General features: G+C 64.6%; 28 protein-coding genes. 13 read left to right on the top strand and 15 right to left on the bottom strand.

The window, feature by feature from the left end; translation table 11 throughout:
• Positions 1-6: 6 nt before the first annotated feature.
• Complete coding sequence (locus ACSU1L_RS05640) at positions 7-891, bottom strand: hypothetical protein (protein ID WP_439254987.1); 885 nt, start codon at positions 889-891, stop codon at positions 7-9.
• Positions 888-2147: a winged helix-turn-helix domain-containing protein gene (locus ACSU1L_RS05635; RefSeq protein WP_439254986.1), complete on the bottom strand. Its 1260-nt coding sequence runs from the start codon at positions 2145-2147 to the stop codon at positions 888-890. The genes ACSU1L_RS05640 and ACSU1L_RS05635 overlap by 4 nt, the downstream gene beginning before the upstream one ends.
• 69 nt (positions 2148-2216) lie before the next feature.
• Between ACSU1L_RS05635 and ACSU1L_RS05630 the strand changes: the two genes are divergently transcribed.
• The gene (locus ACSU1L_RS05630; RefSeq protein ID WP_439254985.1) at positions 2217-3410 is read left to right on the top strand and encodes an AI-2E family transporter; all 1194 of its coding nucleotides are present in this window, start codon (positions 2217-2219) and stop codon (positions 3408-3410) included.
• Complete coding sequence (gene ilvA / locus ACSU1L_RS05625; protein WP_438253348.1) at positions 3407-4636, top strand: threonine ammonia-lyase; 1230 nt, start codon at positions 3407-3409, stop codon at positions 4634-4636. The genes ACSU1L_RS05630 and ilvA overlap by 4 nt, the downstream gene beginning before the upstream one ends.
• Here the strand turns inward: ilvA and greA are convergent.
• Entirely contained in the window at positions 4633-5121 is a 489-nt protein-coding gene (greA, locus tag ACSU1L_RS05620) for a transcription elongation factor GreA (protein WP_438253349.1), read from the bottom strand. The two genes, ilvA and greA, sit on opposite strands and share 4 nt — an antisense overlap.
• A 93-nt stretch (positions 5122-5214) precedes the next feature.
• Positions 5215-5601, bottom strand: coding sequence for a DUF4307 domain-containing protein (locus ACSU1L_RS05615; protein WP_439254984.1), 387 nt, complete (start codon positions 5599-5601; stop codon positions 5215-5217).
• A 68-nt stretch (positions 5602-5669) separates the two neighbouring features.
• Between ACSU1L_RS05615 and ACSU1L_RS05610 the strand changes: the two genes are divergently transcribed.
• A complete protein-coding gene (locus tag ACSU1L_RS05610; RefSeq protein WP_439254983.1) occupies positions 5670-5957 on the top strand; it encodes a hypothetical protein in 288 nt (95 codons plus the stop codon).
• A gap of 7 nt (positions 5958-5964) precedes the next feature.
• Here the strand turns inward: ACSU1L_RS05610 and ACSU1L_RS05605 are convergent, their stop codons facing one another.
• The 3 genes from ACSU1L_RS05605 to trhA all read right to left on the bottom strand — a co-directional run bounded on the left by ACSU1L_RS05605 (position 5965) and on the right by trhA (position 8035).
• Positions 5965-6732 carry an SDR family NAD(P)-dependent oxidoreductase gene (locus ACSU1L_RS05605; RefSeq protein WP_439254982.1) on the bottom strand — a complete coding sequence of 256 codons (768 nt, stop codon included), beginning with the start codon at positions 6730-6732 and terminating at the stop codon, positions 5965-5967.
• Positions 6732-7205, bottom strand: a complete 474-nt coding sequence (locus ACSU1L_RS05600; RefSeq protein WP_439254981.1) for an S-ribosylhomocysteine lyase — start codon at positions 7203-7205, stop codon at positions 6732-6734. The genes ACSU1L_RS05605 and ACSU1L_RS05600 overlap by 1 nt, the downstream gene beginning before the upstream one ends.
• Positions 7206-7330: 125 nt before the next feature.
• On the bottom strand, positions 7331-8035 hold the full coding sequence (trhA, locus tag ACSU1L_RS05595; protein WP_438253696.1) for a PAQR family membrane homeostasis protein TrhA: 705 nt from the start codon (positions 8033-8035) through the stop codon (positions 7331-7333).
• Positions 8036-8155: 120 nt separating this feature from the next.
• Between trhA and ACSU1L_RS05590 the strand changes: the two genes are divergently transcribed.
• The 3 genes from ACSU1L_RS05590 (at position 8156) to ACSU1L_RS05580 (ending at position 11639) form a co-directional block, all read left to right on the top strand.
• Complete coding sequence (locus ACSU1L_RS05590; RefSeq protein WP_438253354.1) at positions 8156-8938, top strand: isoprenyl transferase; 783 nt, start codon at positions 8156-8158, stop codon at positions 8936-8938.
• A 36-nt stretch (positions 8939-8974) separates the two neighbouring features.
• Positions 8975-10093 carry an aminotransferase class V-fold PLP-dependent enzyme gene (locus ACSU1L_RS05585; RefSeq protein ID WP_439254980.1) on the top strand — a complete coding sequence of 373 codons (1119 nt, stop codon included), beginning with the start codon at positions 8975-8977 and terminating at the stop codon, positions 10091-10093.
• A gap of 190 nt (positions 10094-10283) precedes the next feature.
• Positions 10284-11639 carry a PhoH family protein gene (locus ACSU1L_RS05580; protein ID WP_439254979.1) on the top strand — a complete coding sequence of 452 codons (1356 nt, stop codon included), beginning with the start codon at positions 10284-10286 and terminating at the stop codon, positions 11637-11639.
• A 98-nt stretch (positions 11640-11737) separates the two neighbouring features.
• Here ACSU1L_RS05580 and ACSU1L_RS05575 read toward each other — a convergent pair whose 3' ends face one another.
• The gene (locus tag ACSU1L_RS05575; protein WP_439254978.1) at positions 11738-12571 is read right to left on the bottom strand and encodes a DUF559 domain-containing protein; all 834 of its coding nucleotides are present in this window, start codon (positions 12569-12571) and stop codon (positions 11738-11740) included.
• Positions 12572-12805: 234 nt separating this feature from the next.
• Here ACSU1L_RS05575 and ACSU1L_RS05570 point away from each other — a divergent pair, with 234 nt between their 5' ends.
• Positions 12806-13231, top strand: a complete 426-nt coding sequence (locus ACSU1L_RS05570; RefSeq protein ID WP_439254977.1) for an ASCH domain-containing protein — start codon at positions 12806-12808, stop codon at positions 13229-13231.
• 113 nt (positions 13232-13344) lie between these two features.
• Here ACSU1L_RS05570 and ACSU1L_RS05565 read toward each other — a convergent pair whose 3' ends face one another.
• The 5 genes from ACSU1L_RS05565 to xseA are packed head-to-tail and all read right to left on the bottom strand — an operon-like array spanning position 13345 to position 17599.
• Entirely contained in the window at positions 13345-14766 is a 1422-nt protein-coding gene (locus ACSU1L_RS05565) for a class II fumarate hydratase (protein ID WP_439254976.1), read from the bottom strand.
• Positions 14763-15437, bottom strand: a complete 675-nt coding sequence (locus ACSU1L_RS05560) for a carbonic anhydrase (protein WP_438253360.1) — start codon at positions 15435-15437, stop codon at positions 14763-14765. The genes ACSU1L_RS05565 and ACSU1L_RS05560 overlap by 4 nt, the downstream gene beginning before the upstream one ends.
• On the bottom strand, positions 15434-16075 hold the full coding sequence (locus ACSU1L_RS05555) for a DUF4245 family protein (RefSeq protein WP_439254975.1): 642 nt from the start codon (positions 16073-16075) through the stop codon (positions 15434-15436). Before ACSU1L_RS05555 ends, ACSU1L_RS05560 begins: the two co-directional genes overlap by 4 nt.
• Complete coding sequence (locus tag ACSU1L_RS05550) at positions 16072-16311, bottom strand: exodeoxyribonuclease VII small subunit (protein WP_438253362.1); 240 nt, start codon at positions 16309-16311, stop codon at positions 16072-16074. Before ACSU1L_RS05550 ends, ACSU1L_RS05555 begins: the two co-directional genes overlap by 4 nt.
• A 1-nt stretch (position 16312) precedes the next feature.
• Positions 16313-17599 (bottom strand): exodeoxyribonuclease VII large subunit, encoded by a 1287-nt coding sequence (gene xseA / locus ACSU1L_RS05545; protein ID WP_438253363.1) that lies wholly within the window; start codon positions 17597-17599, stop codon positions 16313-16315.
• A 149-nt stretch (positions 17600-17748) separates the two neighbouring features.
• Here xseA and ACSU1L_RS05540 point away from each other — a divergent pair, with 149 nt between their 5' ends.
• From ACSU1L_RS05540 to ACSU1L_RS05525, 4 genes are all read left to right on the top strand, one after another.
• Positions 17749-18744 (top strand): 4-hydroxy-3-methylbut-2-enyl diphosphate reductase, encoded by a 996-nt coding sequence (locus ACSU1L_RS05540; RefSeq protein WP_438253697.1) that lies wholly within the window; start codon positions 17749-17751, stop codon positions 18742-18744.
• Positions 18686-19543: an IclR family transcriptional regulator gene (locus tag ACSU1L_RS05535; protein WP_438253364.1), complete on the top strand. Its 858-nt coding sequence runs from the start codon at positions 18686-18688 to the stop codon at positions 19541-19543. Before ACSU1L_RS05540 ends, ACSU1L_RS05535 begins: the two co-directional genes overlap by 59 nt.
• Positions 19544-19771: 228 nt before the next feature.
• A complete protein-coding gene (locus ACSU1L_RS05530) occupies positions 19772-20302 on the top strand; it encodes a DUF6264 family protein (protein WP_439254974.1) in 531 nt (176 codons plus the stop codon).
• Between the two features lie 50 nt (positions 20303-20352).
• Positions 20353-21612, top strand: a complete 1260-nt coding sequence (locus ACSU1L_RS05525; RefSeq protein WP_439254973.1) for a hypothetical protein — start codon at positions 20353-20355, stop codon at positions 21610-21612.
• Between the two features lie 78 nt (positions 21613-21690).
• On the opposite strand, the gene fbaA is transcribed toward ACSU1L_RS05525, so the two are convergent.
• Positions 21691-22719 (bottom strand): class II fructose-bisphosphate aldolase, encoded by a 1029-nt coding sequence (gene fbaA, locus ACSU1L_RS05520; RefSeq protein WP_439254972.1) that lies wholly within the window; start codon positions 22717-22719, stop codon positions 21691-21693.
• Between the two features lie 185 nt (positions 22720-22904).
• Here fbaA and glpX point away from each other — a divergent pair, with 185 nt between their 5' ends.
• On the top strand, positions 22905-23891 hold the full coding sequence (gene glpX, locus ACSU1L_RS05515) for a class II fructose-bisphosphatase (RefSeq protein WP_438253368.1): 987 nt from the start codon (positions 22905-22907) through the stop codon (positions 23889-23891).
• Between the two features lie 131 nt (positions 23892-24022).
• Positions 24023-24316: a hypothetical protein gene (locus ACSU1L_RS05510; protein ID WP_439254971.1), complete on the top strand. Its 294-nt coding sequence runs from the start codon at positions 24023-24025 to the stop codon at positions 24314-24316.
• Here ACSU1L_RS05510 and rmuC read toward each other — a convergent pair.
• On the bottom strand, positions 24313-25599 hold the full coding sequence (rmuC, locus tag ACSU1L_RS05505) for a DNA recombination protein RmuC (RefSeq protein WP_439254970.1): 1287 nt from the start codon (positions 25597-25599) through the stop codon (positions 24313-24315). The two genes, ACSU1L_RS05510 and rmuC, sit on opposite strands and share 4 nt — an antisense overlap.
• Positions 25600-25639: the final 40 nt, after the last annotated feature.

The raw sequence follows: 25639 nt of genomic DNA, 5'->3' as shown, positions 1-25639 counted from the left end.
AAGGGCTCACCATACCGAGAGCGCAATGTCATCCGCGGTGAACGACACGTCCCCTCGCAATGACCAGGTGGTTGTCCGGTAGGTACGCGTCGCGTTCGAGCCGTCTGGTGCCGTGCCGGTGACCGTGGCGATCAGCTCGCCGCCTTCGGCACGAAAATCGGTGCGCGAGATCGTGATCTGCGGCAACTTCTCGACGCGGTAGCTGAACTCGCTGACTGACGTGAAATCGGCAGCCCAGGGGATGACAATGCCGCAGGACGCCGGCAGCACCGTGCTGCTGACGGTGCAGGACGCCGCATAGTCGTCGAGCTCTTCCTGGGCGAGAACGGATGCTTCGGGGCGAAGCGTTGCGTCGATCTCGATGTCTTCGGAGCTTCCGGGAAGGACAGCGAACGTCGTTTCGCCCGCGAGGAAGGCGCTTGGCGCCGCGACCGCGGTGTACGCCGCCGGCAGCAGCGTGATCTCGGTGTCGTGCTGGAGCACGGCATCGCCGATCGCGAGCGGCGCGTTGGTGGTGACAGCGCCCAGCGCCGAGGCGGGCTCCGGAACCCAGCGCTCGCCATCGCGAAGCAGTGTCAGCTCGGTGTCGTACTCCTGGGCTGCCAGGCGGTAGGAGACCGCCACGGTTGCGGAGGAGGTCTCTTCGGACAGTGGTGACACCGATACGTCACTCAGATGCTCGGCGGCCGCGAGGAAGGCTGCTGCCGCCTGCTCATCGACGATGACACCGGCCGTTCGTACGGCCGGAAGATCGCCGTCTGCGAGGGCTTGGAAGTACGCCTCGGCGTGATCTTCGGCACTCGAACCACGAGCGAGGAAGAACCAGCTCAGACCAGCCGCCACGACGACAGCGGCCGCTATTACGACAATCCAGACCGTGCGAGACCTCATGCGGATTCCCGCGCATGCACGTGGCGCTGGACATGGCCACGCTCGACGTGGAGCGCCCCGGCCAGAGTCTCGGCGGCGTTGCCCCAACCCGATACAGACACGTTGTCGAGGCCCTGCCACCGCGCCGCCAACGCCAGTTCCCGAGCGATGGGGTCGGCGTCGTCGGGCCGCGCCTGCGGCTCCCACCAGGCGGACTGCACCTGCAGGGTGGATGTCGCCCGATCGGCTTTGAGATCGACCCGCGCGACGATGCGATCACCGACCAGGACCGGCAACGAGTAGTAGCCGAAGCGCCGCTTGTGCGCAGGCACATAGATCTCGATCCGATAGTCCAGGTCGAATGCGCGCAGCGCGCGCTCGCGGAACCAGACCACCGGGTCGAACGGCGAGAGAATTGCCGCGGCATCCACGCGACGGGGAAGCACAGCGTCTTGATGCATCCAGGTCGGCACGGGGGAGCCGCCGCGCTCCCAACCGCGTACCTGCACGGGGATGAGCTCGGCGCTGCTGACGAGTTCGTCGATCGCCTGGCGCACGGCCGGGCGGTCACGGATGCGATAATAATCGCCGAAGTCGGCTTCGGTGGCGACGCCGGAAGAGCGGGCAGCGCGGCGGACCAACTCGCGAATCGCCTCATCACGGGAAACAGTGCGCTCACGCACCTCAGCCGGGATCTCCTGCTCCGCCAGCGCATACCGACGCTCGAAACCCTGTCGTCCGCTGACGGCGACATCGCCGATGCGCCACAGATGTTCCAGAGCGTTCTTGACCTCGTCCCAATCCCACCAGGCGCCGCGCTCTCGCGGCGCATCCGCTCGAAGCTCGGCCGGGCGCAGGGGGCCGCGCGTACGCAACTCGTCTTTCACCCAGGCGATCGTGCGGGCGTTCTGATTCAGCCAGGAATCGGGGTCGGTCTCCCACCGCCGACGAAAGTCATCCATTCGGAACTGCCAGAGCGGCCAGTCCTCGACAGGCACAAACGTCGCCTCATGCGCGAGATATTCCACGTAGTGCGTGGTGCGCGACAGGAAGACCCGATCGAGCAACGCCGGGTCATAAGCGCCCAGCCGCGAGAACAGCGGCAGGTAGTGGCTGCGCGCAAAGACGTTCACCGAATCGATCTGCAGCACTCCGAGGCGTTTCATCGCGGTGTGCAGATGACGGGCAGAGACTTCGGCGGATGGACGCCGCCGGGTGAAGCCCTGGGCGGCAAGCGCAATCCGGCGAGCCTGTGTCGCAGTGAGGGTCTCGACCATCTGGTCAGCGTATCGTCCGGCTCGGACATGCACGCAGAAACCGCACAGGCGCACAACTAGAATGACGACATGACGGATGAGCACCGCCCACGCAAGCGCGATCTGCTGTGGGGCCGTATGCCCACGGAGCGCACGATCAGCACGGAAGCAGACCAGCCGGTGCCGCTGTCGCTACGGGTCGCCGCCGGATACGCGTGGCGCCTGTTGCTGATCGCCGCCGCCGCCGGTGTTTTCATCTGGGTCATCATCCAGCTCAAACTCCTCGTGATCCCGTTGCTGGTGGGCATCCTCATCACAGCGCTGCTGTGGCCCGCGTTCGACCTGATGCTGCGCAGGCACTTCCCGCGCTGGCTCGCGATCGTCATCGCGCTGCTCGGCACGCTCGCGATCGTGGTGGGGCTCATGTGGCTGGTCGGGTGGCAGGTGGGGCGCGAGTGGCCTGAGGTTCAGGCGCGTACCGCTGAGGCCATCGAGGAGTTCCGCCAATACCTCATCAACGGTCCGCTGCATCTGACCGAATCCGATATCGCCGAGTACCTGGGTCAGGCATGGACGCTGATTCAGGAGCAAGCGCAGCTGCTCTGGTCCGGTGCGCTCGCCATCGGTTCCACCGCCGGGCACGTGCTCGTCGGCACTCTGCTCACCGCCTTCGTCCTCATCTGCTTGCTCGCCGACGGCGGCGGGATCTGGAAATGGACGACGAAGCTGTTCCCGCGGGACGCGCGTCCTGCAGTCGATGCGGCCGCGCGCAATGGCTGGCGCACGGTCGTCAACTACGCCAAGACTCAACTGCTGGTGGCGACGATCGACTCGATCGGCATCGGCCTCGGCGCCTTCCTGCTCGGCGTGCCCCTAGCGATTCCTGTGGCCGTGCTCGTGTTCCTCGGTGCGTTCATCCCGATCGTCGGTGCCGTGGCTACGGGCGCTGTGGCCGTCTTCCTCGCGCTGGTGTACAACGACCCGTGGAACGCCTTCTGGATGCTTGTCGTCGTAATCGGCGTGCAACAGGTGGAGGGCCACATTCTGCAGCCGATCCTGATGGGGTCCGCCGTCAAGGTGCATCCGTTGGCCGTCGTGCTCGTCGTCGCCGGAGGATCGATGATCGCCGGCATCCCCGGTGCGCTGTTCGCCGTGCCGCTGGCAGCCTTCGTGAACGTGGTCGCGGTAACCCTCAGCACGGGATCGTGGAAGACTGGACGACAGCCTGCGGGCGATCTGATCTGGAGTACAGTGCCGCGGGAGCGGCGACGGAGGAATACATGAGTGCAGTCCCCAGTCTGGCCGAGTTCGAGGAAGCCGCACGGGGGCTGGAGCGAGTAATCTCGCACACTCCGACGCTGCCCTCCAGGGCGTTGTCGGACATTCTCGGCGATCCGGTCGTGCTGAAGATGGAGAACCTGCAGCGCACGGGGTCGTTCAAGATCCGTGGTGCTGCATACCGACTCTCTCAGCTGACCGCAGAAGAGCGCTCACGCGGTGTCGTGGCCGCATCCGCGGGAAACCACGCGCAGGGCGTCGCACTCGCAGCGCAGGCGCTGGGGATCTCTGCAACGATCTTCATGCCGCTGGGCGTGCCGGTACCGAAGCTCCTCGCTACCCGCGGATACGGCGCTGAGGTCGTGCTCGAGGGGGAGACGGTCGCCACATCGCTGCGCCTGGCGGCAGAATTCGCCGAGCGCACCGGCGCCGTCATGATTCATCCTTTCGACCACCGCGACATCATGATCGGTCAGGGCACGCTCGGTCTCGAACTGATCGAGGATGCCCCGGATATCGACACGATCCTCGTCGGAATCGGCGGAGGCGGACTCATCGCCGGAGTTGCCGCCGCAGCCAAGGCCGCAGCGGCACGAATCGGCCGCACTGTTCGCATCATCGGCGTGCAGGCGGAGAACGCAGCGGCGATGCCGCCGTCGCTGGCAGCGGGGCATCCCGTCGAGATCCAGACGCAGCCGACCATTGCCGATGGCATCCTGGTCGCAAAGCCAGGAGATGTGCCCTTCGCGGTCATCAAGGACCTCGTCGACGAAGTCGTCACAGTGACCGACGACGACATCGCCCGCGCGATCCTCATCCTGCTCGAGCAGGCGAAGGTCGTGGCAGAACCCGCCGGAGCGGTCGGAGTGGCCGCGATCCTCGCCGGGAAGGTCTCCGGAACGGGAAAAACTCTTGTGGTGCTCTCCGGCGGAAACATCGACCCGCTGCTGCTTCAGCGCGTAGTATCGCACGGGCTCGCGGCATCCGGACGTTACCTGACCATCCGCATCCCGCTGCCGGATCGTCCCGGTCAGCTGGCACGCGTCTCTGAGCTCGTCTCGCAGGCAGGTGCCAACGTCATGGAGGTCATGCACACCAGACACGGGCAGGGTCTGCAGATCAGCCAGGTGAGCCTGCAGCTGAGCATTGAGACGCGCGGGGCGGAGCACACCGAACTCACGCTCGATACGCTCCGCCACGCGGGTTATGACCCGGAGGTCATTCCGGACTAACCGGCGAAAGTCTCAACCTTGGTCACCTGGACCGAGATGTTCTTGCCGCTGGGAGCCTCATAGCTGGTCTTCGCGCCGACCTTGAGGCCGAGGATCGCCTGGCCCAGCGGGCTGGCCTCGCTGTATACGTCCAGCTCGGTGCCACCGGCGATCTCGCGGCTGCCGAGAAGGAAGACCTCTTCGCCCCCTGCGACGACAGCAGTGACGACGGTTCCGGGTTCCACGATGCCGCGGCTCTCCGGAACCTCGCCGACCTTGGCGGTCTTCAGTAGTGCCTCGAGAGTGCGGATGCGGGCCTCCTGCTTGCCCTGCTCATCCTTGGCAGCGTGATAGCCGCCGTTCTCTTTGAGGTCGCCTTCTTCGCGAGCCGCTTCAATGCGTTTCGCGATCTCGTCACGGCCGAACGTTGAGAGATGCTCGAGCTCGGCGACGAGTCGATCGTAGGCTTCCTGCGTGAGGAAAGGTACCTGAGCGTCTGTGGACACAGCGTGCTCCTTTGTGCGAATGCCCTTCAGGGCGGTGGGGATAAGCCAAGACGCCCCGGCAGTTGGCCAGGGCGTCGGTCGTCTCAGGGGATTCTATGCGACCCAGCAGGTGTTAACCAAACCTGTTGTCGCTTCCGAAACAGTGGGAATGACTGTGCTCAGACGCTGACTGTGGCTGCCATCGGCAGGAATTTCCAGCACTTTCCAGCCGACAACACCGAACTCTTCATCCAGTGCCTCGACAGCGCAGACGACGTCTCTGCCCTGCGGCTCGGTCACCTGAAAGTGCAGCAGGACGCTGTGCTCGTCGACGACTTCGAAGCCCAAGTCGTCAGCCACGACAGAGTTCATCGACTGGTCGATGGTCATCCAGCTGGCGATGATGATGACGATCACAGCGACCACGGCACCGATGATCCACAGCGCACGCGGAGAGCGCGTGCGGCCGTACCGTTCGTCAAGCTCGAGCGCGGTCGTCACAGGGAAGGTCTTTCGGTCGTTAGGCTGGTAGTTCCAGGGTACGCGACCTGCGAACGAGAGGTGGACACATGATGGTGCTGTTCGGAGCAGAAACCCCGATGCCGACGCCGTCGATGACCGTCGATCCCAACTCGGTCACCCCCGGCCCCCTCGGATTCGCGGTGATCGTCATCGTGCTGATTGCCGTCGTGCTGCTCATCTGGGACATGAATCGCCGCGTGCGCCGCGTGCGCTACCGCGAAGAGGTGCGTGACGAGTTGGATGCCGAGCAGGCAGCAGGCGAGGCATCCGCCGACGCCGGTGCCGATGATGCGGCGTCCGATGGTGAGCAGCCGACGAGCGATCCCGGTCGCTGAACCGGCGTCAGTGCATTGTCATGCCGCCGGTGACATTGAGTCCCTGGCCGGTCATGTAACTTGCCAGGTCGCTGGCCAGGAATAGCGCGACACCGGCGACATCGTGCACGGTGCCGGTACGTCCCAATGGCACCTGAGAGCGATCCTCGGCGGCGACCTCTTCCGCGCTCATCCCACGGATGGCTCCTCCCTCGACGCGTTCGCGGTGCTTCATCGGTGTCTCGATGATGCCGGGGCAGATCGCATTGACGGTGATGCCGTGCGGCGCCAGTTCCACAGCCATCGTTTTGGTCACGCCCAGTACGGCATGCTTCGAGGCCACGTAGGCGGTCATTCCCCGGTAGCCGTTCTTTCCGGCCTGCGAGGCGATGAAGACGATGCGGCCGGTGCGCTCCTGCTCCAGAAGCCGACGGGATACGCCTCGAGCGATCAGGAACGAGCCCTTCGCGTTGACATCGAGGTTGCGGTCCCAATCTGAGCCCGTGGTCTCGGTGGCAAAGCCCAACGTCGAGGTTCCGGCGGCGGTGACGGCGACGTCGATCGTGCCGATGCGGTCGGTGATGGCATCCAGCACCTCCTCGACAGCGTGCTCGTCACTGACGTCGAGATTGACCGCCCACTCTCGCTCAGCGATCTGGTGCACCCCGGCCGGCAGTGTCAGGTCGGCACCGATGACGGTCGCCCCCTCAGCGAGGAAGGCGTCGACGATTCCGGCTCCGATACCGCTGCCTGCGCCGCTGACGAAGACGACACGGTTGCGTAGTTCGTCGAACATCACACTCCAACGCGCGCGAACGCGTCGAGGCTGATGCCCTGAGCAAGGATGTGCTTGGACCACTCCCGCGCGCTGTGCAGGCTGTGATCGCGGTAGTTGCCGCAGCTGACTGCGTCGACGCCGGGCACATCGTCCCAGGTGATCTCATCAGCGATGGCGGTGAGTCCGGTGCGGACTGCCCGGGCAACGTCAGTAACTGAGGGCTCGCCCCAGGTGATCAGGTGAAAGCCGGTACGGCAGCCGAAGGGGGAGATGTCGATCACGCCGTCCAGCTGATCGCGCAGCACACTGGCGAGCACATGCTCGATCGTGTGCAGCCCCGCCGTCGGGATCTCACCGGCATTGGGCTGGACGAAACGCACATCGAAGTTCGAGATTGCATCGCCTCGCGGACCTGTCTCCACCGCGATGCGCCGGATATAGGGCGCGTGCACAGCGGTGTGGTCGAGGGCGAAGCTTTCGACGTCAGCCATGGTGTTCTCCTTGCGTGTTCTCAGCACACCTTCCGGGTGCACAAAGAACCTAGCCGCGGATATGGCCGCAGATCACATCCTGTTACGCACCGTTGCTTCGCCGGTGGACAACCGGGCCATCGATCTCAACCGGGGAGGCCGAGTGAGGGCGAGTACGGTGCGATCGAGATGAGGAGGCAGGCGGTCCAGTGGCACAGGAACGCCAGCACCGTGCAGAGGTGAAAGATCTCGTGGAACCCGAAGTGTCCCGGCCAGGGGTTCGGTTTCTTCAGCGCGTAGACAACGGCGCCGCCGGTGTAGAGCAGACCACCGACGCAGACGAGCAACATCATGGCCACATTCGCCTGCAGGAGATCCACCATGTACATCACGGCCGCCCAGCCCAAGACGAGGTACAGCGCGACGTACAGCCATCGAGGTGCGTTGATCCAGAACACCCGGAACAGGATGCCCAGCAGCGCTCCGCTCCAGACCAGGATGAGCAGCAGCGAGCCCTTTTCGGGGACGAGCGCGTTCACAGCCAAGGGTGTGTAGGTGCCCGCGATCAGCAGCAGAATGTTCGCGTGGTCGATGCGCTTGAGGATCAGCTTGGTCTTCGGACCCCAGTCGAAGCGGTGATACAGCGCGGAGTTCCCGAACAGCAGCAGCGAACTGGCCATGAACACGGCCGCGGCCCACTTAGCGGGGGCCCCCTCCGCCAGCACGATCAGCACGATCCCGGCTACGATCGCCACCGGGAACGTGCCGGCGTGCAGCCAGCCCCGCCAACTCGGTTTGACCTCGACGGCGGCATCTGCGGCCGCAACCTCCAGCAGCGGAAGCTGGGGCACAGGTACGGAGTTCGTGTCGGGTGCGCTCACGTGTTCACTCTAGATCGCGCACCATACGGTTACGTGTACATATCCGCCCGGTGCACAGCTGAAGCGCACAAGGCGCGATAACGTAGGCACGTGAATGCACGCACGAGCGAGGGTCGAGGGCTGCTGTACCGGCTGTACGGCAACCGGCTGCGGCGACACCTTGATCCAGCATCCGTTCCGCATCACGTCGCAATGATGATCGACGGCAACCGGCGCTGGGCTCGGCAGCTGGGTTTTGATTCGCCGGCCGACGGTCATCGTGCCGGAGCTGCGAAGATGCGCGAGTTCCTCGGCTGGTGCGATGAGATCGGCGTCCGCGTTGTGTCGCTGTATCTACTCTCCAGCGACAACCTCATCAAGCGCGACTCGAAAGAGATCGAGGATCTCATCGAGATCATCGCCGAACTCGCCGAGGCCCTGTCACAGGAGGGCGGCTGGCGGGTCAAGCATGTCGGGCGCAGCGACATCATCCCGAATGAGCTCGCACGCGTGCTGCACGATGCTGAAGAGCGCACCAAAGATCATGACGGTCTGCATGTGAACCTTGCCGTCGGGTACGGCGGACGCAATGAGATCGTGGATGCGATGCGCTCCATCATCACCGAGCACGGCGAATCCGGTGGAACCATAGAAGACCTGGCCGCACATCTCACCCCGGAGATGATCGGCGAGCACCTGTACACCGGTGGCCAGCCCGACCCGGATCTGGTGATTCGCACCAGTGGCGAGCAGCGTTTAAGCGACTTTCTGCTGTGGCAGAGTGCGCACAGCGAGTTCTACTTTGTGGAAGCACTCGGCCCGGATCTGCGCGAGGTCGACTTCTTGCGCGCGATTCGCGACTATGTCGATCGGGATCGTCGCTTCGGACGTTGATCTGCGCCCCATGCATTTGCATGGGACACTCATAGGGTGAGTGCTTTCGATGATTACCTCGCCACCTTCGAGGGCGACCCCGGATATCTTGACTGGGCGGCTTTCGGCCCGCTGTCGCCGACCGTCCGCGCGGAGGTCTTTGCAGACGCCGATCTGCTCGGCAGTGGTAGACCCTCCTCCCGGAAGCTGATCGCTGAACGTGCCGATCAGGCGCGCGCAAGCGCAGCGGACCTGCTCGGCGTTGAGCAGGAGCGTGTCACCCTGCAGCCCTCGGCAACCCACGGCCTGATGCACGCACTGTACGGATTCTCCGGCGAGGTGATCGCCTCCTCGGCGGAGTCCCCGAGCATCGCCGTAACGCTCGAGCGGGCAGCCCAAGCATCCTCTGGCGCACTCGCTGCACGCTGGATCACCCCCGATAAGACCTTCGTCACCCCGGATGTCGTCGCCGAGGCCCTGGACGATGATGTGACCGCACTCGCCGTCAGTCACGTCGACTTCCGCACCGGCTACCGTGCCGACCTCGCAGCCCTGCGCGACGTGATCGGACCCCACCGGTTGCTCATCGTGAATGCCGTGCAGTCGTTCGGCATCGTCGACGACGACTTCTCGGTCGCCGATGTCGTCGTCGGACACGGCGACAAGTGGCTGCGTGCCGCACGAGGCACCGGCTTCGCCTCGTTCTCGGCGCAGGCGAGGGAACGTATCGCTCCGGTGCTGTCAGGGGTCGGCGGCGTGGAGGGCGGGCTTCCTGTCGACGCGCTGCCGCAGCCGGCAGCATCCGCGGCCGCATACCAGATCAACAGACCCGACCAGCTTTCCGTCGCGCGTCTGGCGATCGGCCTTCGCGACGTGCACAATGCCGGCGTCGTCAACATCGAGACCGCGATTCGCGAACGCGTCGACCGGATCTTCGAGATCGCCGAGCGGCATGGCATTCCGGTGGTCACACCGCGTGATCCTGCGCGTCGTGCGGGGATCGTCGCGTTCGCGCCGGAGGCACCGGCAGCGCTCGCCGCAGCTCTCACCAATGCCGGGGTCGTCGCCACCACTCGCGGAGCCACCGTGCGGGTGTCGGCACACGCTGGCACGAGTAACAACTCACTGCAGATGCTCGACGACGCCATCGGCTCGGCGATCATCCCAGGCGCGTAGCGGCGTTCAGCGGGGGTTCATGCAGGGTTAATCCTGCGTGTGGGCGTGTCCCGCCGGACACATGCGGTCCTCGTCGTACCGTCAAGGCATCGGACATGGTGTCCGATCGGGTCGGCCGTCAGGACCGCGACTCGTGGCCCCAGGTCGACTCGTGGCATAGCCGGGAATCATCCCGGGTCGGGAGTGGGTCGTGACCACACGTACATCGCAGCAGTCCACCCGTCAGGTCTCGCATCGGGCGGCTTCGCCCGACCAGGACCTCCGCACCTATGTGCTGGACACCTCGGTTCTGCTGTCGGATCCGCAGGCGTTCTTCCGCTTCGCCGAGCACTCGATCGTTCTTCCGGTCGTGGTGATCACCGAGCTGGAGGCCAAACGTCATGACCCCGAGATCGGCTACTTCGCGCGGCAGGCGCTGCGTCACCTCGACGATCTGCGAGTCGAGCACGGTCGGCTCGATTTTCCGGTACCGGTCGGCGCGGGCGGCACGCTCAGAGTCGAGCTGAACAACACCGACGGGCAAGTGCTGCCCAGTGGCATCCGACTCGGTGACAACGACAGCCGCATCCTGTCGGTTGCGATGCACCTCTCGCAGAACGGCCAGGACGTCACGATCGTCTCCAAGGACCTGCCCATGCGTGTGAAGGCGGCGTCCCTCGGGCTGTCAGCTGAGGAGTACCTGGCCGAGCAGGCCGTCGACTCGGGGTGGACGGGCATCGCCACACTCAATCTCTCCGGCGATGAGATCAGCGACCTGTACGAGAGCGAGGTCGGAATCAGTGAGGACGCCCGCGGAATTCCGGTCAACACCGGGCTGATCATTCACTCCGAGCGCGGCTCAGCATTGGGACGGATGGCCGGCGACGGCGAGTTCACACTCGTGCGCGGTGACCGCGACCTGTTCGGGATGCACGGGCGTTCGGCGGAGCAGCGCATCGCGATCGATCTGCTGACTGACCCGGACATCGGGATCGTGTCGCTGGGCGGGCGTGCCGGGACAGGGAAGTCGGCGCTCGCGCTGTGCGCGGGACTGGAAGCCGTGCTTGAGCGGCAGCAGCAGAAGAAGATCATCGTCTTCCGGCCGCTGTTCGCTGTCGGCGGGCAGGAGCTCGGATACCTTCCCGGCGACCAGGGCGAGAAGATGGGCCCCTGGGGTCAGGCGGTCTTCGACACGCTCGGCTCGGTGGTCTCGGGCAACGTCATGGAAGAGGTGGTCGAGCGCGGGTTGCTGGAAGTTCTGCCGCTAACGCATATCCGCGGACGTTCCTTGCACGATGCCTTCGTGATCGTCGACGAAGCGCAGTCGCTAGAGCGCAACGTGCTGTTGACCGTGCTCAGCCGGATGGGGCAGAACTCCCGTGTCGTACTCACCCACGACGTCGGTCAGCGGGACAACCTGCGGGTCGGCCGGCATGACGGGATCGCATCGGTGATCGAGACGCTGAAGGGACACGAACTGTTCGCGCACGTGACGCTGATGCGCTCGGAACGCTCGGCGATCGCCGCGCTGGTTACGGAACTGCTAGAGGGCGGGGAGCTCAACTGAGCTTGCCTTCTGGGTGTTGCACCTGTCGGAGGGTGTTACGAATGTCGGAGCTTTAGGGGGAATCGCACCGACAGACGTAACACCCTCCGACGGCTGTGTCACCGAGCGCGGAGCCGTCGCAGAGCGCCGAGGATGGCCGCTTGCACGGTCGGCCAGTCGTGAATAATCTGCGCGTAGTCGAAGCGCAATGTTTCATATCCGAGAGCGGATGCCGCGGCATCCCGTGCCCGGTCATTATGGCGCTTCGTCTCACTGTCATGATTCTCCTTGCCGTCGGCTTCGACGATCAGGCGTCCGCCGAGGACGAAGTCGACCTTCCCGACGCCGGTGATCACGACCTGGCAGTCGAGGTGGATGCCGAGGATGTGCGTTCTCAGCCGCAGGAGAGATTCCAGTCCGCTGTCGGCATCCGGTCGGGCGATCTCGACCAGCCAGCGAGCGGATGCTGGCAGCGCCTGCCGCACGCGGGAACGAGCAGACTTCGACAGGAGCCGCTTGCGCCAGGCAGACTCGTACGCCGCGAAGAAGGCCTCGTCTCCGGCGCAGCGTCGCAGATGAACCAGCGCAATCTCCACGGGCGCATACCCCAGCGGTGGGATACCAGTGTAGAAGTGGCTGGTGCATGAGCACGCGTCGTGGCTGTGCACGCGACCTTTCGGTCCCATCCAGACATGAGGCCCATCGTCGTCGGGGAGCACCCAGATCTCGTGCGCGCGCAGCGCCGAGGCACAGGTGACAGCCCCGCCGTGAGCGGCTGCGGTGCGGATGCCGCTATCAAGGTCGTGCGTCGCGAAGACACCGGCGCGCACGCGTTGAATCTTTTCCTCTTGCACCAGGCGTGCCAGCTGAGTGCGGGTGAACCCGAGGCGTTGCAGATGGGAGCCGCGGGCAATGCCGCCGAGGCGACGGATGGTCTGTGCAGGACTGAGCATGATCCATACAGTGCCGCATCACCACCCCCTCGAACGGGATTCCACAGGTGTTTGGCTAGGGGGCCGATCGTGCAGAACAAGTGGTCGCCCCGGGGGAACTCTCGTCGGGCTGCGACACCCGTCGGAGCCTGTTACGGATGTCGGAGGAATTGATCAAGTTCCTCCGACGGATGCAACATCCTCCGACATCCGAAACATAAGTCCGCGGCCGGGACCGGTCGATAGGCTGAGCGGATGCCAGACGCAACTGACCTGCCCGTGTCCGAGTATGCGTTCCCCGGGCCGCTTCGTGACTTACTCGTCGGGGCGATCCTCACGGGCGAGAAGACGTCAACTACCTCACTGGTCACGGAGTACGAGCTCGAGCGCGAACCCCTGCCTGCCGTCGGCGACCGCGCAGTCGTGATCGACTCCGAGGGCGAGCCGGTGTGCATCGAAGAGGTCATAGAGGTCCGAGTCGTGCGCCTGGCAGATGTCGACCTCGACCATGCCGTCGCAGAGGGCGAGGGATTCACGACCATAGCCGACTGGCGCACTGGACACGAAAAGTTCTGGCACAGCCCGGAGTTCCGCGAAGGAATGGGCGAGGCATCCTTCACGGTCGATGACGACACTCAGACTGTGCTCGTGCGCTTCCGAGCCGAGCCGCTGAGTCCCTGAGACGGATGCCATGGCGTCACACATGTCGGAGCCTGTTGCGGGTGTCGGAGGAATTCACAAAAAACCTCCGACGGATGCAACAGGCTCCGACAGGTGTAACAGGCGAACGAACGTCAGCCGGCGTGGGTCATGCTCAGTAGGTCGAGCTTCTCGTCCAACTGAGCCTCGGTGATCTCACCGCGCTCGACGTACCCGAGGGCGATGACGGCCTCGCGCACAGTAATGCCTTCGGCGACAGCGTGCTTGGCGATCTTCGCGGCAGCCTCATAACCGATGATCTTGTTCAGCGGCGTCACGATGGACGGGCTCATACCGGCGAATGCGGCAGCGCGCTCGGTGTTGGCAACCAGGCCGTCGATGGTCTTGTCAGCCAGAACGCGGACAGCGTTCGAAAGCAGACGGATCGACTCCAGCAGAGCGGTGCCCATCACGGGAATGGCGACGTTCAGCTCGAAGGAACCGGATGCCCCGGCCCAGGCGACGGTCGCATCGTTGCCGATGACCCGAGCGCACACCATGAGCACGGCCTCCGGGACGACCGGGTTGACCTTTCCGGGCATGATCGACGATCCAGGCTGCAGGTCAGGAATGTGCAACTCGCCAAGACCGGTGTTGGGCCCAGAGCCCATCCAGCGCAGGTCGTTGTTGATCTTCGTCAGCGAGACGGCGATGGTGCGAAGCGCACCGGATGCCTCGACCAGACCATCACGGTTGGCCTGAGCCTCGAAGTGGTCCTTGGCCTCGGTGATCGGCAGTTCGGTCTCTTCGGCGAGGAGCGCGATGACCTTCTGCGGGAAGCCGAGCGGCGTGTTGATGCCAGTGCCGACAGCCGTGCCACCGAGGGGAACCTCGGCGACGCGGGGGAGGGCGGACTGCACGCGCTCGATGCCCAGGCGGATCTGGCGGGCGTAGCCGCCGAACTCCTGACCGAGGGTGACGGGGGTTGCATCCATGAGGTGCGTGCGCCCGGCCTTGACGGCATCCTTCCACAGCTCAGCCTTCGCCTCGAGGGCGACGGCGAGGTGGTCGAGCGACGGGATGAGAGTGTCGATGAGGACCTGCGTGACCGCGATGTGCACCGAGGTCGGGAACACGTCGTTCGATGACTGCGAGGCATTCACATGGTCGTTCGGGTGCACAGCCGAACCCAGGATGCTGGAGGCGAGGTTTGCCAGCACCTCGTTCATGTTCATGTTCGATGAGGTGCCAGAACCGGTCTGGTAGGTGTCGACGGGGAACTCACCGTCGTGCTTACCGGCCGCCACCTGGTCGGCAGCGGCGGCGATCGCGTCGGCGATGGCGCCGTCCAGGGTGCCGAGTTCCTTGTTCGCCAGGGCTGCGGCCTTCTTGATGCGAGCCAAAGCGGCAATGTGGGTCGGCTCCAGGCCCGTGCCCGAGATCGGGAAGTTCTCTACCGCGCGCTGCGTCTGAGCGCTGTAGAGCGCGTTCAGGGGCACGCGAACCTCGCCCATGGTGTCGTGTTCGATGCGGTAGCTCTGCGATTCCTCGCCGCTGCGCTGGTGTGTATCGGTCACTTCGATGCCTCCTCGGTTGCGGGGACGCCTTCGATCCCCGTGTCGATTCCCACTGTGATCACGGGCACGGCCGTGCCCTCAGCAAGACGGTAGTTCGCGCCCACGATGCCGAGGCGGCCCTCGGCGACGGCGTCGCTGATCAGCTCAGACGACTGCAGCAGGTTCGCGACGGTGTTACGCAGGTGCTCGCGGCCGACCAGTTCGGCGTCGATGTCAGCCGGGGACGTACCGCCATTGGCCGCGAGTACCTTGCGGGCGGCGGGAATGATCGGCGCGATCAGCTTCCAGATGTGCGGCGGGAGGGGCGCTGCGTCGATCGCCGTCCCCTCGATGGCAGCACTGACCGCACCGCACTCATCGTGGGCAAGCACGACGATCAACGGCACCTGCAGGATCTCGACGGCGTACTCGAGGCTGCCGACGATCGATTCGCCGATGACCTGCCCGGCGTTGCGGACGACGAACAGGTCGCCCAGGCCCTTGTCGAAGATGATCTCGGCGGCCAGTCGCGAGTCGGAGCAACCGAACAGCGTCGCTGTCGGATGCTGCTGATGGGCCAGATCATGCCGGCGCTCGACATCCTGATTCGGATGCCGCGGCTCACCCGCGACGAATCGACGATTTCCGTCCAGCATCTCCTGCCAAGCGGCTGTCGGGGTGAGTACTGTCATGAGGCCTCAGCAATCGCTTTGATCTGCGGAATCAACGAGTTGGCGAGCTCAGCCGTCGACTCAGGGGAGCGTGCGCCGTAGAGCAGCACGTAGTCTTCACCGGCCTGCGTGCCGATCGCGTAGGAGACATTGCTCTCGGTGGCGCCGCCGAGCTCGTACACATCCCATTCCAAGCCACCGATCCGCGTGGTGTCGGTCGGCGCAGTGCCATCCAGCTGCTGTGGTGCCCAGGATGAGTCGGCCTCGAAAGCCTGCACGACGTTGATGAACCCGCGCTCGTCTTCTGAGGCCGGTGCCATGGTGACCTTCCAGGTGACCGTTGCGCCACCCTCGAGCTGTGCGGCGTTCGCGCGCCAGAAGCCATCCGTCTCGGGCACGAGAGCCGGACGTTGCATGGTGGATTCGACGTCGGCGGCGATGCCTGCCACATCGATCTTCTTCTCGGATGCCGGTACGCCTCGCGGCACCGCGAAGACGATGACAGCGACCACTGCCACTGTCGCGATCAGCGCGGCGATCAGATTGCGGAACGTTTGGCTGGCACGATATTTCTTGCTGAACTCCGCCTTGCGTGCTGCGGTCTCCGCCGGTGTCTCGGGGCGTCCGAGCTCAGCGACGACGGGTGCGGGCTTGTTCATGCGTCATCCTCATCAGCGGCAGCCGTACGTGCCTGCTCGAGGCGGCGCTTGGCGCCCAGCAGCCATTCTTCGCAACGGGCGGCAAGAGCTTCGCCGCGTTCCCAGAGCGCGAGCGAGTGCTCAAGGGTAGGGGAGCCCTGCTCGAGCTCGGCGACGACACGGACGAGCTCGTCACGAGCGGCCTCAAATGACAGAGTCTCGACGGGGGCGTCATTCGGCGAAGTCACGCCTTCCATCCTACGACGGGGTGTTGCCCTCGGCGATTTCTCCCTCGGAGCGAGCTGCCAGCGAGCCGCGATCCACGGTGATGGTCAGTGCGCTGCCGGCGGGAGCATCCGCTGCGTCGCGCACGATCACGCCGCCATCGAGATGGGCGATGGCGTATCCCCGAGCGAGAGTCGCCGCTGGCGAGAGCGCGCGCAATGACGCGCGCAGCTCACCGGTCCTGCGCCCGGCGAGGTCGAGTTGACGGGTGATCGTGTCGCGCCCTCGCGAGAGCAGCAGCCACAACTCCTGCGCGCGATCGGCGATGATCGGATCAGGCGAGCGCAACACCGGACGGGTGCGCAGCTGCTCGAGCTGCGTGATGTCGTGCGAGACCCGTTGCGTCAGACGTGAGGTGGCACGCGATCGCAGCTGCGCGATGATCGCGCGCTGCTCGCCCACGTCGGGAACGACACGTTTGGCGGCATCGGTCGGCGTCGAGGCGCGGAGGTCCGCTACATCGTCGAGCAGCGGGTGATCGTTCTCATGTCCGATGGCGGAGACGACCGGAGTGGATGCTGCTGCCACCGCCCGCACGAGTCGTTCATCGCTGAACCCGAGCAGGGTCTGCGGGTCTCCGCCGCCGCGGGCGATGATGATGACATCGACATCGGGGTCGGCATCCAACGTCGCGAGCGCGGCGAGGACCTCGGGCACGCACCGTTCGCCCTGAACAGCGACGTGCTGGGTGCGGAAGCGCACGTGCGGCCAGCGCAGCTCGGCGTTGCGGTGCACGTCCTTCTCGGCATCCGATCTCTCACCCGTGATGAGGCCGATGACGTGAGGAAGGAAGGGAAGAGGCTGCTTCCTGGCCGAGTCGAACAGTCCCTCTTGGCGCAGCTGGGCACGCAACTTCTCGAGACGTTCGAGCTGATCGCCCAATCCGACATGCTTCATCGATGAGACGGTAAAGCTGAAATCGCCTGCTTTGACGAAGTAGTCGGCTTTGACAGCTGCGATCACATGGTCGCCCACGGCGAGGTCGGCGGGGATGCGCCCGCGCACGCTCGACCAGATGCGGATCGATATCTGCGCATCGGACTGGGTGTCTTTGAGGCGACCGAACACGTTTCCACCGCGAACGTTCCACGAGGTGATCTCGCCTTCGACCCAGACGACGTTCCAGCGCGCGATGAAGTCGCGGATCGTTGAGTTCAAACGTGCGACAGAGGTCGGTGCATCCGCGGTCGAGTCACGGGGCGCGACAGCATCCGCCGGCGGAATCTCGCCTTTCATGGATGATGCTTCGAAGACCGTCATCGGGTCTGCTCCCTCCTTATGCGCCTGAGCGCTCGCACAGGCCCAGCACCGCTGTACGACGGTAGAATCAAGGTGTGACCCAGGCCACCGTACATCTTCCCATTCCTCGCATCCCTCGTTCCCGGGCGAAGCGGCTTCAGGATATCCCGGTGGACGGACCCAAGAAGGTGCTGCTGGCGGCACCGCGCGGGTATTGCGCCGGTGTCGACCGGGCCGTGGTGGCCGTCGAGAAGGCTCTCGATCGTTACGGGGCTCCGGTCTATGTGCGCAAGCAGATCGTGCACAACATCCACGTCGTCACCGAGCTCGAAGAGAAGGGCGCGATCTTCGTCGAAGAGGTCGATGAGGTGCCAGAAGGCGCGCACATCGTGTTCAGCGCGCACGGCGTCTCGCCCGCAGTGGTCAGCGCAGCATCCGATCGTGGATTGCATGCCATCGATGCGACCTGCCCGCTGGTGACGAAGGTGCATCGCGAGGCCGTCCGATTCGCTCGCGATGATTTCGAGATCCTCCTGATCGGCCACGAGGGCCATGAAGAGGTCGAGGGCACCGCCGGTCACGCGCCCGAGCGAGTGACCATTGTGAACTCCCCGGACGAGGCTGACACCGTCGTGGTGAAGGACCCGTCGAAGGTCGTATGGCTGTCGCAGACGACACTCTCCGTCGACGAGACGATGGAGACCGTGAATCGACTGCGCACGCGTTTTCCCGAGCTGCAGAATCCGCCGTCTGATGACATCTGCTACGCCACCCAGAATCGGCAGGTTGCGATCAAGAAGGTTGCGAAGGACGCGGACCTCGTCATCGTGGTCGGTTCCTCGAACTCATCGAACAGTGTGCGCCTGGTCGAAGTGGCTCTGGAATATGGGGCCAAGGCGGCGTACCGTGTGGATTACGCTGAAGAGGTTAAGCAGGAATGGCTCGACGGCGTCGCCACCGTGGGAGTGACGAGCGGGGCCTCCGTGCCGGAGATCCTCGTGGAGGAAGTCCTCGAAGCGCTGCAGAGCGCGGGATACGGCGACGTGGAAGAAGTTCGCACCGCTGAGGAGGATCTGATGTTCTCGCTGCCCAAGGAACTACGCCAGGATGCCTCCGGTAAGCGCGACGCTCGTGCTCTCGGTGGTCGCGCCACTGAGTCCCCGTGATGATCTGAGCGACGCTGTGAACACGCAGGAGTCCGAACCGACATTGATCGGCTCCGTGCAGCGTGCGCTACGGCTTGTTGACATCGTCGCGAACGCACCGCGGCCATTGCCGGCGAAGATGTTGGCTGCCGCAACCGGCCTCACGATCGGCACCACATACAACCTGGTGCGTACGCTCATCCATGAGGGTTACCTGGCGGCCGAGCCGGACGGGTTGGTCCTGGGCCGGCACTTCCCGGCGTTTCGCGATGAGATCGACGGGCGAGGGGTGTTCCTCGCTCGCGTGCGGGCAGCGCTTCGCGCAGTGACCGACGAGGTCGGAGCAACGGCATATCTGTCGCGTTTCGACGACGGCGAGGTGCATCTGGTGGACATCGTGGATGCTACGAGCAACCCCCGGGTGGAATTGTGGGTCGGTCTGCACCGCAGTGCGCACGCAACGGCACTGGGAAAGCAGATCCTGGCAGATCTCGAAGAGAAAGACCGCCTGGACTACCTCTCTCGGCACCAGCTGGAGGAGCTGACGCCCAAGACGATCAGCGATCGCCGTACGCTTCTGACGCAGCTGGAGCACTCACCAGGGTGGGTTGTGGACGAGGAGGAGTACTCGATCGGCAGTACCTGCATCGCCGTTCCCGTCATCGCACCGAATTTGACGGCATCGCTCGCTATTTCTCTGCCCGCCGACAGCGCGGTCGTGGATGCTGCCCTCATCAGTAAACTGCAGCGCACGGCGCGGCAACTGTCTCTGCAACTGGGCGCAGACGCGTTGGATACGAGTAGCGACTTCACTATCTGAATAACAACCCCTCGCGCTTTCCTGGACAGTTGTCTAGTCTGTTCGTGAAGGCACCCGTCTGACGGTGTCTTCAGATGGAGATAGCGCCCCCAGCGCTGCTTCGTCTCGGCATGAGCGTCCCCAGCGCTCAAGCCAGCGGCCCCCGAGGAGTCCCCACTTCTCTGGGGCCGCCGCTTTTGGCGGGGCTGGCTGGACGCAGATCAAAGCCGCGCGCATTAGCATGGCGGCATGATCGATGAGCGGCCGCAGTATGGCGAGTATGCGACTCCGGAGGAGCAACGCCGGTTGGCGGGGTTGCCGCCGATGGATGCTGTTGATGAAGTTCCGACCGCAGAATCGGCCGCATCCCAGGAGACCTCGACGCCGGCGCCGGCTGTTACCGCGCCCCGCCGGTGGGACCGCATCCTCACCATTGCCCTGGTGGCCTACGGGCTGGTCAGCGTCATCATCAATACGGTGGCGTATTTGGATCTGAGTTCGATGATGAACGACAGTATGGAGATCATCGGCATCGAGGGGGAATTCACCAACTTCGCACAGGCCAAGGTCTGGGGGACCATCGCCGCCTTCGTTCTCGTGGTCGGATGGATGCTGACCGCCTGGCTGTCGTTCAAACGTCTGCGCACCGGGAAGTTGACCTGGTGGGTGCCGCTGGTGGGCGCGGCCGTGACGATGATCATCGTTTCGCTCTGCATCGCGGTGCCGATGATGGGGGATCCGGCGTTCATGTCCTATGTCGATGGGATGGCCGGACGGTAGACGGCTTTCAACACCCCGGCTCGCATGGCGTGAGCCGGTAATGTCGAATGATGCTCGAAAACAGTTTTGGTGTTCAACTCTCCTACGCATCCGTCGACGCTGCTGACGGGGCAGATCCCCGCCCAGCAGCTCGAGAGCTGCTCGTGCACCTGCGTGTGCCGGCCGGATTGATCGACGCAGACGCCGCGTGGGGTGAGTCTCAGCAGGAGGCAGTCGTCGCGATTCCGATCACCGACGCCGGTTTTGTGCTCACGCTGACTGATCAAGACGTCATCGCGACGACTCTGACGGCGGGGGAGTTGCGCACGGCATTCGCGGATGCCGGTCTGACGTTGTGGCTGCAGGACTCTGACGATGCATGCTGCGACGACGGCGGCTGCGATGACGGTGGGTGTGACGACAGCGAAGCGGATGCTCTCGTGACAGAGTCGTTCGACGAAGCATCCGATATCTCAGCAGAATTCGATGCGGCGCCTGTTCGCATCTCGGTGTTCTCGCACCGCGGACCGTCTGCCGCGCGATTGATCGCGCAAGTGAATGGGCTGGATGTCGAATACATCGAGTCCGGCTCATGGTCGTTGCTGCGCTTCGAATCCGAGGATCCGACCAACGCGGGCGTCGCGGCGAAGGCAGAACTGCCGGTGATCGAGTTGAACCGTGTGGATGACGGCGGTGACTGGTTCGAGGTGACGACGAACGGCGGCGTGCATCAGTTCTGGCCCGATGCCGAACGGCACACCGTGCCGGTGATGGATCTGGAAGCGCTCACGGTGCCGGAGACGGCGGAGATCTGCCGTCGGCTGCTCAGCGATGGCGATGGCAGTCGTGACGAACTTGTCCAGATCGCTGCGCACTCGCGGCTGGACGTTGCTGGTGCGCATCGTGCGCTGCAGCCCGAGGCTCTGGATGGGGTGGTCGGGACGCGTGCGCGGCAGGAAGCCTTCCTTGCCGCATTCGGTGTGCCCGCTGATCTCATCGCCGCAGTATTCGACGAAGCCGTGTCCTCCGACACGGACCTTGAGGTGCTGCGTTTCGGGCCGGACGGCTGGGGATCAACGCTCGGCGAGATTCTGGTTGACGGTATGAGCGGGTTTACCCCGCTCACCCGTCGCGACCGGCCGTTGGCTCGCGTCGCTGGAGCGTTGCGCCGCAACCGTCTCCTGGCCGCAGCGCTCAGCGTCGGCGAACTGGCGCTCGGCGTCGCAGCATCCCGACGCCGCGGCTTCAGCCGTTTCGTGGGCATTCTGCTGATCGTCGATGCCATCGCCGACCTGGCAATCGGGGTGGTGCGCGCCCGTCGCGGGCGCTGACACACCCCACGTACGAAGAATGCCCCGGCCTGACGGCCGGGGCATTCTTGTGTTTCGCTGCGGTCAGCGAATGTCGTATCAGCTCTGGGACTGGCCGTGCGAGCCGAGCTGACGGGTCGACTCGACGACGCGGGCGGCCATAGCCGCCTCTGCGACCTTGCCCCACGCGCGGGGGTCGTAGACCTTCTTGTTTCCGACCTCGCCGTCGACCTTCAGGACGCTGTCGTAGTTCTTGAACATGTAGTCCGCAATCGCACGCGTGTATGCGTACTGGGTGTCGGTGTCGATGTTCATCTTGATGACGCCGTTGGCGACCGCAAGGGCGATCTCCTCGTCGCTCGAGCCCGAACCGCCGTGGAAGACCAGGTCAAGCGGCTTCGCACCCGTGTTGTACTTGGCTGCGACCTCAGCCTGGATCTCGCCGAGGAGTTCCGGACGCAGCTTCACTCCACCGGGCTTGTACACACCGTGCACGTTGCCGAAGGTGAGCGCTGCGATGTAGCGGCCCTGTTCGCCGAGGCCCAGTGCCTGCACGGCCTGGTCGACATCGGCGAACGTCGTGTAGAGGGCGTCGTTGGAGCCCTCGTGCTGGACACCGTCTTCCTCGCCGCCGACAACACCGATCTCGACCTCAAGGATCGCGTTGATGTTCTTCATGCGGGGGAGCAGTTCCTTGGCGATCTCGATGTTCTCCGCCAGCGGCACGGCCGAGCCGTCCCACATGTGCGACTGGAAGATCGGATTGCGGCCAGCCTTGACCTCTTCTTCGCTGGCGGCGATCAGCGGCTCGACGAAGCCCGCGAGAGCATCCTTCGGGCAGTGGTCGGTGTGCAGGGCCACGGTCACCGGGTAGTTCTTGGCGACCTCGGTGGCGTAGCGAGCGAAAGCAAGCGCGCCTGCGGCGCGTGCCTTGACGGTGTGGCCGGCGAAGTAGTCGGCGCCGCCCGTGGTCACCTGAATGATGCCGTCGGAGCCGGCCTCGGTCAGGCCCTGGAGGACGGAGTTGATGGTCTGCGAGCTGGAGACGTTGAATGCGGGATACGCGAAGCCACCGGCCTTCGCGCGGTCGAGCATTTCTGCGTACTGATCCGGAGTGGCGACGGGCATGAAAACTCCTGCGATAGATGAAGCCGGGACAGCTTCAACTCTATCGGTGGGGAGCATCGGATGCCGGGTGCTCTCCGGCCTGTTGAACGAGGGCACTCTTCGCAGGTGTTAAGAATCGCTGTTCCTTCATCGAAATCGGGGCGAAAGACCCCTGTTTCAGATGGCACGATCGTTAGGCTTGCCCCATGGTGAGTCTGACGGCCGATATGAGCCCGCTGCGTCCCGACCGAAATCTTGCACTGGAGCTTGTGCGGGCGACTGAGGCGGCATCGATCCGTGCCGTGCCCTTCATTGGGCGGGGAGACAAGGAAGCCGCCGACGGTGCAGCTGTCGACGCGATGCGCGCGTTCCTCGGCACCGTGAACTTTCAGGGCCGGGTCGTGATCGGCGAGGGTGAGAAGGATAACGCTCCCATGCTGTTCAATGGCGAGGTTGTCGGCTCCGGTCGTGGGCCGGAATGTGACATCGCCGTCGACCCGATCGATGGCACGTCGCTCACTGCGGCGGGGCGCCAGAATGCGCTGTCAGTGATCGCGGTCTCGGACCGCGGGACCATGCTCGACGCATCCAGCGTCTTCTACATGGACAAGCTCGTCACCGGCCCAGCAGGTGTTGGCGTCGTTGACATTCGCCTGCCTGTCGGCGAGAACATCCGGCTGCTGGCCAAGGCGCTCGGCAAGCCCGTCGACGAGATCGTCGTGTCGGTGTTGAATCGTCCGCGCCATGAGCGGCTCATCGAGGAAATTCGCGAGGCCGGTGCGGGCACGCGACTCATGAGCGATGGCGATGTCGCCGGTGGCATCAATGCAGCACGTCATGGGGCGCGTACGGACATGTGCGTGGGCGTCGGTGGCAGCCCGGAAGGCATCGTCACCGCCTGCGCGATCAAAGCGCTGGGCGGCCACATCCAGGGGCGTCTCTGGCCGCGGGATGATGACGAGCGTCAGCGGGGCATCGATGCGGGTCTGCAGATGGACCACGTGTACGAGGCAGATGGCCTGGTGAAGGGCGACAACACGATCTTCGTCGCCACCGGTGTGACCGACGGGCAGCTTGTTGCCGGGGTTCGTCGCGAAGGCAACTACGTCTACACGGAGTCTGTTGTGCTGCGCGGCGCGTCTGGAACACTGCGTCGAATCGCGTCGGAGCACCTCGTCTCCAAGTGGCTGTAGGCCGATCGTTACCGACCTGGTGCTGGTGAACGCGCGGTCTTACCGGCTTTCCCAGGCTTTGCTGGCACAATGGTGCCTGGATTCGTCGCCTCGATAGGGCATCAGAATGGCGGTGTCCGGGAGGGTGACAAATGACCACGCAGCAGTCGCGGAGCGAGAGCAGGTCCGTGCCAGCGAACATGGTCACCACCAACACCGGCCGTATTCTGCGCATTTCACCGCAGGATGAGGCCGCACGCGCTGCAGCCGTCGCGGCTCTTCCCGTGACACCTGCTCACGCTGATCCTGCACGCCGCGCCGACGTGCTCTTCCGCGTTCGTCGCGCTGAAGGGCACGAGCTCAGCTCGTGGTGGATGGTCGGTGCCTTCGTGGTGAGTTCCGGGCTGGTCATCGCGCTGCTCAGCTGGGTTCCGTACAGCGCTTAGTCTCTGTCGGCTCGCGCGCGCACGGCGCCGAGGTCGGCTCCGATTGTCGCAGTCTCTGCGATCTCCGCAGTCTCTGCATTTTGTGCTGCTTCGACGAGTTCGGGGGCGGTGAATCGGCGCGCCGGGGTCGTGATCGACTGCGGTGTGGCGTCGAGCGTTGACGCGTCGATACCGGGGAACTGGCGCGCGGTGACCAGCACCCGGCTCTCGAGGGAACCCGCGAACTTGTTGTAACTGTCGACCGTACGCTCCAGTGCCCGACGGAGGTCATCGGCATGCCCGGCGAGGGTGCCCAGACGATCGAACAGCTGCGTGCCGAGGTTCAGCAGTGTGCGAGCCTCCGCCGATACCTCCTGCTGGGTCCAGGTGAAAGAAACTGTTTTCAGGACGGCCCAGAGGTTGACGGGTGACGCCAGCGCTACTCCCTTGCCGAATGAGTAGTCCAGAAGCGTCGGATCCTCGTCGATGGCCGCGGCCAGGAGCGATTCATTGGGCAGGAAGCAGATGACGAACTCCGGGCTTGCATCAAGCCCTGACCAGTACGCCTTCTTCGAGAGAGCATCAATGTGTGCGCGCACTGCCCTGACGTGCTTTTGCATGTACCGCTGGCGCTGCGCCTCATCGGCGCTGCTCCCGGTCAGGGCGCTCGCTTCGAGATAAGCATCAAGGGGAACTTTCGCATCGACGGCGATGGATGTGCCTCCGGGCAGTCGGATCACCATGTCGGGCCGACCCTGCCCGCGGTCGGACGAGATCGTCGACTGCAGGTCGAAATCGACGTGCCGGGTGAGCCCGGCAGCTTCGACCACACGGCGTAGCTGCGTTTCTCCCCAGACACCGCGGGTCGCGGTGGAGCGCAGTGCCCCAGCAAGTGACTCGGTCGTCGCCCGGAGTGCTTCGTCGGATTCCTGAGCTCGTCGCAACTGCTCGGCGAGCGAGCCGAACTGGGCGTGGCGCTCCTGCTCGAGCGTGGTCACCTTAGTCTGCATCTGCTGCAGCGATTCGCGGACCGGCGCCAGCGCTGTAAGCACTGCATTCTGTTGCTGCACGCGCTCGGCCTCAGCCCGCTGCTCGGTGCGGGCGTGCTCAACCGCATCCCGATACAGGTCGTACTGACGGTCTCGATCATCACGCACGGCAAGGAGTTCGGCCTCGGTGCGCGCGAGTTCGGCGGTACTGCTCGAGAGTTCGCGCGCACTGCGGGCGGCTCGAGCAAACCAGCCTGCCACGGCCCCAAGAGCAACGGCTGCCAGGAGAAGAACGACGATCAGTGGAGCATCCATAAGGCCATCATGTCGAGGGCCTCGGACATTGCGGGGATCC

It is taken from the genome of Microbacterium sp. A94, assembly GCF_051842855.1.
In the GTDB taxonomy this organism is placed as follows: domain Bacteria; phylum Actinomycetota; class Actinomycetes; order Actinomycetales; family Microbacteriaceae; genus Microbacterium.
Note: the sequence above shows the minus strand (reverse complement) of the source record. Positions and strands in the feature narration are given on the sequence as shown.

Coding starts and splice junctions, on each gene's coding strand:
- ACSU1L_RS05535 (WP_438253364.1), top strand. CDS start 18,686: ATGCCTCCGGTAAGCGCGACGCTCGTGCTCTCGGTGGTCGCGCCACTG.
- ACSU1L_RS05635 (WP_439254986.1), bottom strand. CDS start 2,147: ATGGTCGAGACCCTCACTGCGACACAGGCTCGCCGGATTGCGCTTGCC.
- ACSU1L_RS05630 (WP_439254985.1), top strand. CDS start 2,217: ATGACGGATGAGCACCGCCCACGCAAGCGCGATCTGCTGTGGGGCCGT.
- ACSU1L_RS05525 (WP_439254973.1), top strand. CDS start 20,353: ATGCTCGAAAACAGTTTTGGTGTTCAACTCTCCTACGCATCCGTCGAC.
- rmuC (WP_439254970.1), bottom strand. CDS start 25,599: ATGGATGCTCCACTGATCGTCGTTCTTCTCCTGGCAGCCGTTGCTCTT.
- ACSU1L_RS05570 (WP_439254977.1), top strand. CDS start 12,806: ATGCCAGACGCAACTGACCTGCCCGTGTCCGAGTATGCGTTCCCCGGG.
- ACSU1L_RS05610 (WP_439254983.1), top strand. CDS start 5,670: ATGATGGTGCTGTTCGGAGCAGAAACCCCGATGCCGACGCCGTCGATG.
- ACSU1L_RS05640 (WP_439254987.1), bottom strand. CDS start 891: ATGAGGTCTCGCACGGTCTGGATTGTCGTAATAGCGGCCGCTGTCGTC.
- ACSU1L_RS05600 (WP_439254981.1), bottom strand. CDS start 7,205: ATGGCTGACGTCGAAAGCTTCGCCCTCGACCACACCGCTGTGCACGCG.
- ACSU1L_RS05555 (WP_439254975.1), bottom strand. CDS start 16,075: ATGAACAAGCCCGCACCCGTCGTCGCTGAGCTCGGACGCCCCGAGACA.
- ilvA (WP_438253348.1), top strand. CDS start 3,407: ATGAGTGCAGTCCCCAGTCTGGCCGAGTTCGAGGAAGCCGCACGGGGG.
- fbaA (WP_439254972.1), bottom strand. CDS start 22,719: ATGCCCGTCGCCACTCCGGATCAGTACGCAGAAATGCTCGACCGCGCG.
- ACSU1L_RS05550 (WP_438253362.1), bottom strand. CDS start 16,311: ATGGAAGGCGTGACTTCGCCGAATGACGCCCCCGTCGAGACTCTGTCA.
- ACSU1L_RS05575 (WP_439254978.1), bottom strand. CDS start 12,571: ATGCTCAGTCCTGCACAGACCATCCGTCGCCTCGGCGGCATTGCCCGC.
- ACSU1L_RS05530 (WP_439254974.1), top strand. CDS start 19,772: ATGATCGATGAGCGGCCGCAGTATGGCGAGTATGCGACTCCGGAGGAG.
- glpX (WP_438253368.1), top strand. CDS start 22,905: ATGGTGAGTCTGACGGCCGATATGAGCCCGCTGCGTCCCGACCGAAAT.
- ACSU1L_RS05560 (WP_438253360.1), bottom strand. CDS start 15,437: ATGACAGTACTCACCCCGACAGCCGCTTGGCAGGAGATGCTGGACGGA.
- xseA (WP_438253363.1), bottom strand. CDS start 17,599: ATGACGGTCTTCGAAGCATCATCCATGAAAGGCGAGATTCCGCCGGCG.
- ACSU1L_RS05605 (WP_439254982.1), bottom strand. CDS start 6,732: ATGTTCGACGAACTACGCAACCGTGTCGTCTTCGTCAGCGGCGCAGGC.
- ACSU1L_RS05510 (WP_439254971.1), top strand. CDS start 24,023: ATGACCACGCAGCAGTCGCGGAGCGAGAGCAGGTCCGTGCCAGCGAAC.